This window comes from Pseudomonas sp. TE24901 (genome assembly GCF_054058375.1).
Window position 1 is genome coordinate 189,594 of record NZ_JBSSAF010000007.1, and the last position, 11,576, is coordinate 201,169.

The 11,576-nt window shown below is 62.7% G+C and carries 10 protein-coding genes; 5 read left to right on the plus strand and 5 right to left on the minus strand.

Annotated features, from left to right (window positions below; all coding sequences use genetic code 11):
* Positions 1–91: 91 nt before the first annotated feature.
* On the minus strand, positions 92–2,356 hold the full coding sequence (gene rlmKL / locus ACVWVP_RS16070; protein WP_457407107.1) for a bifunctional 23S rRNA (guanine(2069)-N(7))-methyltransferase RlmK/23S rRNA (guanine(2445)-N(2))-methyltransferase RlmL: 2,265 nt from the start codon (positions 2,354–2,356) through the stop codon (positions 92–94).
* A 532-nt stretch (positions 2,357–2,888) separates the two neighbouring features.
* Here rlmKL and rmf point away from each other — a divergent pair.
* Complete coding sequence (gene rmf / locus ACVWVP_RS16075; protein ID WP_002553055.1) at positions 2,889–3,104, plus strand: ribosome modulation factor; 216 nt, start codon at positions 2,889–2,891, stop codon at positions 3,102–3,104.
* A 263-nt stretch (positions 3,105–3,367) separates the two neighbouring features.
* Here the strand turns inward: rmf and ACVWVP_RS16080 are convergent, their stop codons facing one another.
* The 4 genes from ACVWVP_RS16080 to ACVWVP_RS16095 all read right to left on the minus strand — a co-directional run bounded on the left by ACVWVP_RS16080 (position 3,368) and on the right by ACVWVP_RS16095 (position 6,249).
* On the minus strand, positions 3,368–4,387 hold the full coding sequence (locus ACVWVP_RS16080) for a quinone-dependent dihydroorotate dehydrogenase (RefSeq protein ID WP_259173011.1): 1,020 nt from the start codon (positions 4,385–4,387) through the stop codon (positions 3,368–3,370).
* Between the two features lie 85 nt (positions 4,388–4,472).
* On the minus strand, positions 4,473–4,934 hold the full coding sequence (locus ACVWVP_RS16085) for a transglycosylase SLT domain-containing protein (protein WP_178924587.1): 462 nt from the start codon (positions 4,932–4,934) through the stop codon (positions 4,473–4,475).
* Positions 4,927–5,295: a winged helix-turn-helix domain-containing protein gene (locus ACVWVP_RS16090; protein ID WP_178924589.1), complete on the minus strand. Its 369-nt coding sequence runs from the start codon at positions 5,293–5,295 to the stop codon at positions 4,927–4,929. Before ACVWVP_RS16090 ends, ACVWVP_RS16085 begins: the two co-directional genes overlap by 8 nt.
* 195 nt (positions 5,296–5,490) lie before the next feature.
* Positions 5,491–6,249, minus strand: coding sequence for a secretin N-terminal domain-containing protein (locus tag ACVWVP_RS16095; protein WP_457407111.1), 759 nt, complete (start codon positions 6,247–6,249; stop codon positions 5,491–5,493).
* Positions 6,250–6,548: 299 nt separating this feature from the next.
* Between ACVWVP_RS16095 and ACVWVP_RS16100 the strand changes: the two genes are divergently transcribed.
* The 4 genes from ACVWVP_RS16100 to ACVWVP_RS16115 all read left to right on the plus strand — a co-directional run bounded on the left by ACVWVP_RS16100 (position 6,549) and on the right by ACVWVP_RS16115 (position 11,457).
* On the plus strand, positions 6,549–7,775 hold the full coding sequence (locus ACVWVP_RS16100) for a CmpA/NrtA family ABC transporter substrate-binding protein (RefSeq protein ID WP_457407114.1): 1,227 nt from the start codon (positions 6,549–6,551) through the stop codon (positions 7,773–7,775).
* A gap of 13 nt (positions 7,776–7,788) precedes the next feature.
* On the plus strand, positions 7,789–8,364 hold the full coding sequence (locus ACVWVP_RS16105) for an ANTAR domain-containing response regulator (RefSeq protein ID WP_176996329.1): 576 nt from the start codon (positions 7,789–7,791) through the stop codon (positions 8,362–8,364).
* A gap of 211 nt (positions 8,365–8,575) precedes the next feature.
* A complete protein-coding gene (locus ACVWVP_RS16110) occupies positions 8,576–9,787 on the plus strand; it encodes a nitrate/nitrite transporter (RefSeq protein WP_178924593.1) in 1,212 nt (403 codons plus the stop codon).
* Positions 9,787–11,457, plus strand: a complete 1,671-nt coding sequence (locus ACVWVP_RS16115) for a protein kinase domain-containing protein (RefSeq protein WP_457407275.1) — start codon at positions 9,787–9,789, stop codon at positions 11,455–11,457. Before ACVWVP_RS16110 ends, ACVWVP_RS16115 begins: the two co-directional genes overlap by 1 nt.
* Positions 11,458–11,576: the final 119 nt, after the last annotated feature.

The window sequence follows — 11,576 nt, forward strand, 5'->3', positions numbered from 1 at the left end:
CCTTAGTTATAGCTAGCGGCCCAGGGTTTGACCAGCGTAAAAAAGCCGCAAACCCGGAATAATCAGGCTTGCGGCTTTTGTGTCACGGCGATCAGCGCGCGGTGATTTTCCACGCCCGATGGATCTTGGCATTGCGCGCAAAGTCCGGGTCGATGGTCTTGTCGCTGATTTCCTCGACCGCGTAGCGTTCGCTGAGGTTGTCCTCCAGCGCGAACTTGCGGAAGTTGTTCGAGAAGTACAGCACGCCGCCCGGTGCCAGGCGCGCCATGGCCAGGTCGAGCAACTGCACGTGGTCACGCTGTACGTCGAAGATGCCTTCCATGCGCTTGGAGTTGGAGAAGGTCGGCGGGTCGATGAAGATCAGGTCGAACTCATCGCGGCTGGCCTCCAGCCAGGCCATCACATCACCCTGCTCCAAGCGGTTCTTGTCGGAGAAACCGTTGAGGGAGAAGTTGCGGCGGGCCCAGTCCAGGTAGGTCTTGGACAGGTCGACGCTGGTGGTGCTGCGCGCGCCGCCCTTGGCTGCATGCACACTGGCGGTCGCGGTGTAGCAGTACAGGTTGAGGAAGCGCTTGCCGGCCGCTTCCTTCTGGATGCGCAGGCGCATCGGGCGGTGATCGAGGAACAGGCCGGTGTCCAAGTAGTCGGTGAGGTTGACCAGCAACTTCACGCCGCCCTCGCTGACCTCGGTGAACTTGCCTTGGGCGCTCTGGCGCTCGTACTGCTTGGTGCCGCTCTGGCGCTCGCGACGCTTGACCACCACGCGGCTCTTGTCGATGTTCAGCGCCTGGGGAATGGCAGCCAGGGCATCGAACATACGCGCGGAGGCTTTTTCCGGGTCGATGGATTTAGGCGCGGCGTATTCCTGCACATGCACCCAATCGTGGTACAGGTCGATGGCCATGGAGTATTCCGGCATGTCGGCGTCGTACACACGGTAGCAATCCACGCCTTCACGCTTGGCCCACTTGCCCAGCAACTTGAGGTTCTTCTGCAGGCGGTTGGCGAACATCTGACCGCCTTCGCTCAGCCGCGCTTGCTCGACCACAGGTGCCGGTGCGGGTTTGATCGGGTTGCCGTTCTTGTTGTATTGGCGCTCTTGCGGCGCAGCCGGGGCTTGATCATAAGCGGCTTGCTCACGCTCGGCCTGGCGCTGCTCCGGGGTGCGGCGCTCGCCGGTGACGAACTGGTCCGGGTTGACCTTGATCAGCAGCAACTTGCACGGCAATGCGCCGTTCCAGAACGAATACTGCTTGTGGCTGCGGATGCCCATGCGCTTGCCTAGGTCGGGCGCGCCGGTGAACACCGCCGCCTCCCAGCCCATGCACGCTTGGCGCAGACGCTCGCCGAGGTTCTGGTAGAGGTACAACAGGCTGGCTTCATCACCCAAACGCTCGCCGTAAGGCGGGTTGCAGATGACCAGGCCTTTCTGGTTCTGGTCCGGGCGCGGCTCGAAGGTGCCGACTTCGCCCTGGTACACCTTGATCCAATGGCTCAGGCCAGCACGCTCGATGTTGTTGCGCGCGGGCTGGATCAGACGCGGGTCGGCTTCGTAGCCCCGGATCCACAGCGGCGGCTTGTTCATGCCGATGGCGGCACGTTCGGCGGCCTCGGCGTGCAACTTCTTCCACAACGCCGGGACGTGACCCAGCCAGGTGGTGAAGCCCCACAGTTCGCGGTTGAGGTTGGGGGCCATGTCGGCGGCGATCATCGCGCCCTCGACCAGGAAGGTGCCCACGCCGCACATCGGGTCGCTCAGCGCACCGCCTTCGGCAGCAATGCGCGGCCAGCCGGCGCGGATCAGGATTGCGGCAGCCAGGTTTTCCTTCAGCGGCGCCGCGCCCTGCTGCAGGCGATAGCCGCGCTGGTGCAGGCTGTGGCCGGACAGATCAAGGGAAAGAATGGCTTCGCCACGGTCCAGGCGCAGGTGGATGCGCAGGTCCGGGTTGATCTTGTCGATGGACGGGCGCTCGCCGGTCGGCGTGCGCAGTTTGTCGACGATAGCGTCCTTGACCTTCAAGGCGCCGAAGTGGGTGTTGTCGATGCCCGAACCGTGACCGCTGAATTCCACCGCCAGGGTGCCATCCGGCACCATGTGGTCGGCCCATTCGATATCCAGCACGCCGTGGTAGAGGTCCTCGGCGTCCTTCATCGGGAAGCGCTTGAGCACCAGCAACACGCGGTTGGCCAGGCGCGACCAGAGGCACAGGCGATAGGCGGTTTCCATGTCGGCCATGCCGCGCACGGCCGAGGTGTGCTCGCGGGCGTCCTCAAGGCCAAGCCCGACGGCTTCCTCGATCAGCAGGCCTTCGAGGCCCTTGGGGCAGGTGAGGAAGAGTTCAAAACGGTCCGACATGGGGCATTCCAGGCTTTTCAGCAATAAATGAACGGGCGACGCATCGCCGGCTCGGTTTTCAATCAAGCACTTTTCTTGAAGAGTGCTCGCGTGGCACGAATGTGCCGTCCCACCCCGGCTGCCGGGCCTTTGGGCCGTGATTGCCGGGGCAGATAAATAAACGATGGCAACAAAAAGAAATATTCCGACCCTTCGTCGAATAATAACCGACTGCAACGAGCGGGCATTCTCACTAAAGGATTAAACCCATCCTCTATGCAGGGTGCATCATAGCTGGCTTTGCCAGACAAATGGGGCGAAAAGCCATCCCAGCTTATGGCTATAGCATCGTTATCGTTACGTGCTTATGACAAAACGGTCATTGAATCCATGTGACCTATTGGTTAGAACTCAACACAGGTTGGCGCCGTAACGACGCCGACACATTGGCTCGCCACGCCGGCAGCGAGCCCACCAACGGCAGAAAAACTCTGCCCGGCCTCGGACGAGGCCGAAGGATATCTAGACAGTCAACAAGTGAGGGAAACACCCTATGAGAAGACTTAAGCGTGATCCGTTGGAAAGAGCATTTTTACGCGGATATCAATATGGCGTTCATGGAAAATCCCGTGAGCTTTGCCCATTTACTCTACCGTCGGTACGCCAAGCCTGGATCAACGGCTGGCGAGAAGGACGCGGCGACAACTGGGACGGTATGACTGGCACTGCGGGCATCCACAGACTCAACGAACTTCACGCCGTCGGCTAATCAGGGCACTTAATTCCGACACACCACCTTTGGATTTGTAACGACTTACCATGCACGCCCCATCCGGGCGGCGGGCTTCGGCCCAGGGGGCTCCTTTATGGAGCCCTTTTTATTGGCTGGGAAAAACTACCCGACGTACTCGGACTCACTGTGGGAGCGGGCTTGCTCGCGAAGGCGTTCTTTCAGTCGAAACTTGTTTCACTGACCCACCGCTTTCGCGAGCAAGCCCGCTCCCACACAAGCCTGCTCCTGCAATAGAAGCATCAGCGCAGTGCAGCGATCGCATCCACCGACTGGCGAATCAGTTCCGGGCCCTTGTAGATAAAGCCCGAGTACAACTGCACCAGGCTGGCACCGGCCGCGATTTTCTCGGCCGCATGCTTGCCTTCGGTGATGCCACCCACGGCGATGATCGGCAGGCGCCCCGCCAACTCGGCGGCCAGTACCTTGACGATATGAGTGCTCTTGTCACGCACCGGCGCGCCCGACAGACCGCCCGCCTCGTCACCATGGGCCAGCCCTTCGACACCGACACGGCTGAGGGTGGTGTTGGTCGCAATCACAGCGTCCATGCCCGAATCCACCAGGGCCTGGGCCACCAGTACGGTTTCTTCATCGCTCATGTCCGGGGCAATCTTGATGGCCAGCGGCACGCGCTTGCCGTGGCGCATGGCCAGGTCTTCCTGGCGCTGACGCAGGGCCTCGAGCAATTGCTTGAGGGAATCGCCGAACTGCAGGCTGCGCAGGCCCGGGGTATTGGGCGAACTGACGTTGACGGTGACGTAGCTGGCGTGGGCGTAGACCTTGTCCAGGCAGATCAGGTAGTCATCCACCGCACGTTCAACCGGGGTGTCGAAGTTCTTGCCGATATTGATCCCGAGAATCCCCGTGTACTTCGCCGCCTGCACCCGTGACAGCAGGTGATCAACCCCCAGGTTGTTGAAGCCCATGCGGTTGATGATCGCCTCGGCTTCCGGCAGGCGGAAGATGCGTGGCTTGGGGTTGCCCGGTTGTGGCCGTGGGGTCACGGTGCCGATTTCGACAAAACCGAAACCCAGCTGTGCGAAGCCATCGATGGCCGCGCCGTTCTTGTCCAGGCCGGCAGCCAGGCCGACCGGGTTGGGGAAGTCCAGCCCCATCACCGACACCGGCATTTTCGCCGGCGCCTTGCATACCAGGCCATTGAGCCCCAGTCGGCCACCGGCACCGATCAGGTCCAGGGACAGATCGTGGGAGGTTTCCGGAGAGAGTTTGAACAACAGCTGGCGGGCCAGGGTATACATGGGCGGGCTAGACTCGGATGGCGGTAAAGGTGGCGGCGATTATAGCCGGGGTCACGGCGCGCGCGCGAGGCATGCCGTCCAATCGTCAATAGCGCCGCGCTACCAGCGCCTCATAGCGCGCCCAGATCTTTTCGGCGTAGCGCATGCGCAAGGCTTCACGCTGCGGGCCCGGGCCCGGCCCCACATTGTAGGAGCCCACTGCCGTCCAGTTGTAACCGAAACGCCGGACGAATTCGGCAAGGATCGACGCGCCTACCTCCACCGAAAGGCAAGGCTCGTTCAATAGCCGCTCTTCGGTAATGCCTTGCTTGAGCAGGCGCGGCAAATGAATGCTGTTGATCTGCATCAAGCCGATATCTCGCGTGCCGTTGCGGTTGTCGTAGTTGACCGCTTGCGTGCGATAACCCGACTCCACGGCAGCGATGGCCTGCAGCAACTCAGGCTCAAGGTCATAGCGGCTGGCAGCTTCGTCCCAGCAGTCGGCCAACGCCGTGTTGCTGCCCATCCACAGAGCCAGCAGCAGGCTCCTGCTCCACGCACTAGCCATTTCGGGCCTGCCCGCACACCGAACATACCCTCGGTTCTTCGGCCTGCACCGCGCAAGTAAAACGGTACCCCCGGCCATAGATCGTCTTGATAAACCCCTTGTCGGCCTTCAGGTGCTTGCGCAACGCGTAGATGCACCGCGTCAGCGACTCCTCGGCCACCTCACCCCGGGGCCATGCCTGTTCCAGCAAGCGATCCTTGGTCATCAGCGCCCCACCGGAAGCCAGCAGCAAGCGCAGTACCTGGCCCTCCTTGGGCGGCAATTGAATGTCCGCGCCCTCCCCCGTCAACCGGCCATCGCCGTGCAAGGTCCAGCGATCAAAAACCAGGGCCGTCGCCAACCCATCACTTGCGACGGCCATGCACACCTCTGTATCCGACGTTCGACATTGAAATCACTATTTCCTGCACCGGTTGCCCAATCAACGCCACGACTATAAAAACCTGTTCTGCAACGTACGGCAGGACAAAGCCCATAGACCCGACGACTTCCGGAAGTACCCGGTAAGACAATTCGCTACCCATGCCAAGGTTCACCACTGGTTTCGCCCTTCAATTCATTGAGTGACGTCAGAGGGCGGTGCTTCATTCGTCTGTTGGGGCACGTCCAGTTCCGCCACCCATTGCTTGACCAGCCGCACCTGCGCAGGTGTGCCCCTGACCAGCAAACTGTTGGTGTCGGGGTAGGCAATGACCGCAAAGCCCTTGTCTGCCAGCAGGCTCTTCTGTTTACGCGCCAGCAGGGCCTCGATCATCGAAACCATCCCCGGTACCACAGGTTGATCTGCACCGGTGCCCGCCTGGCGGTCCGCTACAAAATGGTGAAGCACCTCCACCACGCCGAAGGCCTGCGCCTGCACGGGCGTCTTCACGGCCCGGCGGTCCATCAATTGCGCCATTTGCAGCACGCGGTCGACATAGCTCGGCGGCCCGGACACATAAAACATGCGCTGCCCGCCATCACGCAGAGGGAAGCGGGGCTCATCCAGCCCTGCCCCTTGCATGAGGCTGCGCAGCTTGCTGACGGAAATATGCCGGAGCACGACGGCCGAACTTCTGATCTCGGCAGCCTCGTAGAGGTAAAGCCTTTGCCGGTCGCGGTGCCAGATCAATCCCTCCTGCCGAGCCAACGCCTCCAGCACCTGTTCGGGGGCTGCAAAGTCGTATGTTCCACTGACACGCTTGCGCTCAACCCGTCGGCTGACCACCACCGCCACACCCAAGGGCCCCAACAGTGCATTGAAAAATGTGCCCAGGCTTTCCTCCTGCGCCTGGTACTCGTCACCCCAGGCCGCTGCACAGCTGAGCAGCAACACGACACACAACGCCCACCGGCATAGTCGGTGACAGGTCATCGTTGCGGCGGAGTCAGCGTGCAAGGTGAGGTTTCCTCAGCGGTCTGGCGTAGCGAAGCGGCCATACTGAAAGGCAAGCGGCGTTCAATCTTGATGAAAAGCTGACGGCATCGCGTGGCATGTGCCTTGCTACAGACATTGCATCAGGGCCCGCACCAGCGTCGGAGCAGGCCTACAGACAAAGGCGTCGTTACCCTTCAATGGCCCATAGCGCCATCCGAGGGAACGACGCTTTTTTTTCAGAGAAAAGGTAGGTGTTGATGAACGATTCAGTCGGCAACAGCCCGGTGAATAATCCGTTGGCCTGGGTCAACGGCAGTGACGCTCCGGAAAAGAGCAGCCTGGACCTGGGCTTCATGGCACTGACCGATTGCGCCTCACTGGTGGTTGCCGCCACCCAGGGTTTCGCCCAACCCTACGGGCTGACGCTGAACCTCAAGCGCCAGTCCTCCTGGGCTAACCTGCGCGACAAACTGGTCAGCGGTGAGCTGGATGCCGCCCACAGCCTGTATGGACTCATCTATGCCGTGCACCTGGGCATCGGCGGGGTGGCGCCCACCGAGATGGCGGTGCTGATGGGCCTCAACAGGAACGGCCAGAGCATCAACCTGTCCCACGGCCTGCAGCAGCAAGGCGTGACCACTCCCGAGGCACTGGATCGCCACGTGCACCAAAGCCGAACAAAACTGACCTTCGCCCAGACATTTCCCACGGGCACACACGCCATGTGGCTGTATTACTGGCTGGCGAGCCAAGGCATCCACCCCTTGCAGGACGTGGACAGTGTGGTGGTCCCGCCGCCGCAGATGGTTGCGCACCTGCAGGCTGGGCGCATCGACGGGTTTTGCGTCGGCGAGCCCTGGTGTGCCAGCGCAGTCAAGCAACATCAAGGTTTCACCCTGGCCACCACCCAGGCGATCTGGCCGGATCATCCGGAAAAGGTGCTCGGTTGCACCCAGGCGTTTGTCGAGCAATACCCCAACACGGCGCGGGTGCTGGTGATGGCCATTCTCGAAGCCAGCCGCTTTATTGAAGAAAGCCAGGAAAACCGTCGCTCTACCGCACAACTGCTCAGCGCCCGCGACTACCTGGATGCGCCACTCGACTGCATCGAACCCCGGCTGCTGGGCACCTATGACGATGGGCTGGGCAACCAGTGGCAAGACCCTCACGCGCTGCGCTTTTTTGCCGATGGCGAGGTCAACCTGCCCTACCTGTCGGACGGCATGTGGTTCATGACCCAGTTCCGCCGCTGGGGCCTGCTGCGCGAAGACCCGGACTACCTGGGCATCGCCCGCCAGGTCCAGCAGTTGGACCTGTACCGTCAGGCCGCCAGCGCCGTGGGTGTTTCAAGCAGCCCCCAGGACATGCGCAGCAGCCAATTGATCGACGGCAAGGTCTGGGACGGCAGCGACCCCGCCGCCTACGCGCGCAGCTTCCGCCTGCACGCCATGACCGACCACACCAGCCGCCAAGCCTTGCGCTGACAGGAGCACGGATATGTTGCGAATCCTGTTGATCAACGACACTCCGCGCAAGGTCGGTCGGCTTAGGGCCGCGCTGATTGAGGCCGGGTTCGAGGTCATCGATGAGTCGGGCCTGACCATCGACCTGCCGGCGCGCGTCGAAACGGTGCGACCGGACGTGATCCTGATCGATACCGAGTCACCCGGGCGCGATGTGATGGAGCAGGTGGTGCTGGTCAGCCGCGACCAGCCACGGCCGATCGTGATGTTTACCGATGAGCACGACCCGAATGTGATGCGCCAGGCAATCAAGTCCGGCGTCAGCGCCTACATTGTCGAAGGCATCCAGGCCCAGCGCCTGCAGCCGATTCTCGACGTGGCCATGGCGCGCTTCGAGAGCGACCAGGCCCTGCGCGCCCAGCTCCAGGCGCGGGACCAGCAACTGGCCGAGCGCAAGCGCATCGAGCTGGCCAAGGGCATGCTGATGAAAATGAAGAGCTGCAATGAAGAAGAGGCCTACACCCTGATGCGCCGCCAGGCCATGAGCCGCCAGCAGAAACTGATCCAGGTGGCCGAGCAGATTATCGCCATGAGTGAGCTGCTCGGCTGATTTGGCTCACCTCTTGCTAAGCATTCATCACAGGTAACCAACGGCGGTTGCCCCTCCACGACAAAGACGTCGCACATCCGGTTTGCCCCCCGCAAACCCGGTGGCGGCGTTTTTTCGTTTTGGCCCCAGTGCATGGGGCCGGTGGGGCAGCCTTCGCCGGCTGTTCCATCACCCGGCCTTCTTACAAGACTCCCAACCGTTGAGGTGCGTGATGAAATCAAGCTTCTGGAAATCCGGGCACACCCCGACCCTGTTTGCCGCGTTCCTGTATTTCGACCTGAGTTTCATGGTCTGGTACCTGCTGGGCCCGTTGGCGGTGCAGATCGCCGCCGACCTGCACCTGACCACCCAGCAGCGTGGCCTGGTGGTGGCGACGCCGATCCTGGCGGGCGCCGTGCTGCGCTTTCTGATGGGCATGCTGGCCGACAAGCTGTCGCCCAAAACCGCCGGGCTGATCGGCCAGGTGATCGTGATCGCCGCGCTGTTGGGCGCCTGGAAGCTGGGTATCCACAGCTACGAACAAGCCTTGTTGCTGGGCGTGTTCCTGGGCATGGCCGGTGCGTCGTTTGCCGTCGCCCTGCCCCTGGCGTCCCAGTGGTACCCCGCCGAACATCAGGGCAAGGCCATGGGCATCGCCGGCGCCGGCAACTCCGGCACCGTGTTTGCGGCCTTGCTCGCACCGGTGCTGGCCGCAGCGTTTGGCTGGAGCAATGTGTTCGGCTTCGCCCTGATCCCGCTGGTGCTTACCCTGATCGTCTTCGCCTGGCTGGCGCGCAATGCACCAGAACGCCCGAAGGCCAAATCCATGGCCGATTACTTCAAGGCCCTGGGTGACCGCGACAGCTGGTGGTTCATGTTCTTCTACAGCGTCACGTTTGGCGGTTTCATCGGCCTGGCCAGCGCCCTGCCCGGCTACTTCAACGACCAGTACGGCCTGAGCCCGGTTACCGCCGGCTACTACACCGCGGCCTGCGTGTTTGGCGGCAGCCTGATGCGCCCGTTGGGCGGCGCCCTGGCCGACCGGTTCGGCGGCATCCGCACCCTGCTCGGCATGTACAGCGTGGCGGCGATCTGCATCGCGGCGGTGGGCTTCAACCTGCCCAGTTCCTACGCGGCCTTGGCGCTGTTCGTCTGCACCATGCTCGGCCTCGGCGCAGGAAACGGCGCGGTGTTCCAACTGGTACCGCAGCGTTTTCGCCGTGAGATCGGCGTGATGACCGGCCTGATCGGCATGGCCGGTGGGATCGGCGGTTTTGCCCTGGCGGCCGGCATGGGTGCGATCAAGCAAAGCACCGGCAGTTACCAGATGGCGCTGTGGTTGTTCGCCAGCCTTGGCGTGCTGGCCTGGTTCGGCCTGCACGGCGTGAAACGCCGCTGGAGAACCACTTGGGGGTCGGCCGCCGTGACCGCTGCACGCGTCTGATGAGCCTGCAACTGAGCGTCGCCCACGCCAGCGCCATCGGCCCACGGGCCGAAAACCAGGACGCCCTGCGCGTGGTCACACCGGTCGCGGAACTGGCCGCCAGCAAAGGTTACCTGTGCGCATTGGCCGACGGTGTCAGCCAATGTGCCGATGGCGGGTTGGCGGCGCGCTCGACCTTGCAGGCCCTGGCCCTGGATTACTACGCCACGCCGCAAACCTGGGGCGTGGCCCAGGCCCTGGAACGCCTGCTGCTCGCGCAAAACCGCTGGCTGCAGGCCAACGGCGGTGGCCAGCCGTTGCTGACCACCCTCAGCGCCCTGGTGTTTCGCGGCCAGCGCTTCACCCTGGCCCACGTTGGCGATTGCCGGGTGTATCGCTGGCTGGACGGCGAGTTGCAGCGCATCAGCGAAGACCATGTGTGGGAGCAACCGGGCATGCAGCATGTGCTCAAGCGCGCCCTCGGCCTGGATCAGCACCTGGTGCTGGATTTTCTCGACGGCGAACTGCGCACGGGCGAATGCTTCCTGCTGCTCAGCGATGGGGTGTGGGCCACGTTGGGCGATCACAGCATCAGCACGATCCTGCGCGAACAAACCGACCTCGACCTGGCCGTGAACACCCTGGTCAACGCCGCTCATCTGGCCGGCAGCCAGGACAACGCCAGTGCTTTGCTGGTGCGCATCGACACGCTGGGCGCGGCCACCCTCGGCGATGCCTTGGTGCAGTTGCAGCAGTGGCCTTTGCCGCCGCCGCTTAAGGCTGGGCAACGCTTTGAAGGCTGGCAGGTAGAAAGCGTGCTGGCGCAGAGTCGACAGTCGTTGCTGTACCGGGTACGCGATGCCCTGCAGCAACCCTGGCTGTTGAAAACCTTGCCGCTCAACCGTGACGACGACAACGATGCCGGCCAGGCCCTGCTGTCGGAAGAATGGTTTTTACGGCGGGTGGCCGGTCGCGCGTTTCCGGAAGTGCATGCCGCCAGCGGGCGTCAGCACTTGTACTACGTGATGCGCGAATACCCCGGGCAAACCCTGGCTGCGCTGTTCCAGCAGCAAGGCCCGCTGCCCCTGGCGCAATGGCAGTCCATCGCCGAGCGCTTGCTGCGGGCCGTGGGCATGCTGCATCGACGGCAGATCCTGCACCGCGACATCAAACCGGAAAACCTGCTGCTGGGGGACGACGGCGAACTGCGTGTGCTGGATTTCGGCCTGGCCTACTGCCCGGGCCTTTCTGAAGACCGCGCTCACTTGCTGCCTGGCACCCCGAGTTTTATCGCGCCGGAGGCCTTTGCGGGTGACCGGCCTACAGCGCAGCAGGATTTGTACAGCGTCGGCGTTACCTTGTATTACCTGCTCACCGGGCATTACCCCTACGGTGAAATCGAGGCTTTCCAACGGCCGCGTTTCACCCAAGCTGTCAGCGCCAGCCGCTACCGCCCGGACCTGCCGGATTGGCTGCCACTGAGCCTGGAACGCGCGGTGGCCGCTCAACCCGCGCAGCGTTATGAAACCGCCGAAGAATGGCTGCTGGTGCTGGAACAGGCCGATCGCCGCGAACTGAGCGTGCGACCCAGGCCACTGCTGGAGCGTGAGCCGTTGAAGGTCTGGCAGACCCTGGCGGTGGCGTCGCTGCTGATCAATCTGGTGCTGCTGTACTGGTTGTTGCACCACTAGGGAGCAAATCCCCACTGCAGTTTTTGCGTAAGCCCCGTAAACCCGGGCACAAGGCAACTTGGCACAACCGCTGCATTAGCTGACACAACACCCCACATATAGCCGCACCTTCAACGTCG

Bases quoted from the DNA above. Each gene is read 5' to 3' on its own strand.
- rlmKL (WP_457407107.1), bottom strand. From the start codon at position 2,356: ATGTCGGACCGTTTTGAACTCTTCCTCACCTGCCCCAAGGGCCTCGAA.
- rmf (WP_002553055.1), top strand. From the start codon at position 2,889: ATGAGAAGACTTAAGCGTGATCCGTTGGAAAGAGCATTTTTACGCGGA.
- ACVWVP_RS16080 (WP_259173011.1), bottom strand. From the start codon at position 4,387: ATGTATACCCTGGCCCGCCAGCTGTTGTTCAAACTCTCTCCGGAAACC.
- ACVWVP_RS16085 (WP_178924587.1), bottom strand. From the start codon at position 4,934: ATGGCTAGTGCGTGGAGCAGGAGCCTGCTGCTGGCTCTGTGGATGGGC.
- ACVWVP_RS16090 (WP_178924589.1), bottom strand. From the start codon at position 5,295: ATGGCCGTCGCAAGTGATGGGTTGGCGACGGCCCTGGTTTTTGATCGC.
- ACVWVP_RS16100 (WP_457407114.1), top strand. From the start codon at position 6,549: ATGAACGATTCAGTCGGCAACAGCCCGGTGAATAATCCGTTGGCCTGG.
- ACVWVP_RS16105 (WP_176996329.1), top strand. From the start codon at position 7,789: ATGTTGCGAATCCTGTTGATCAACGACACTCCGCGCAAGGTCGGTCGG.
- ACVWVP_RS16110 (WP_178924593.1), top strand. From the start codon at position 8,576: ATGAAATCAAGCTTCTGGAAATCCGGGCACACCCCGACCCTGTTTGCC.
- ACVWVP_RS16115 (WP_457407275.1), top strand. From the start codon at position 9,787: ATGAGCCTGCAACTGAGCGTCGCCCACGCCAGCGCCATCGGCCCACGG.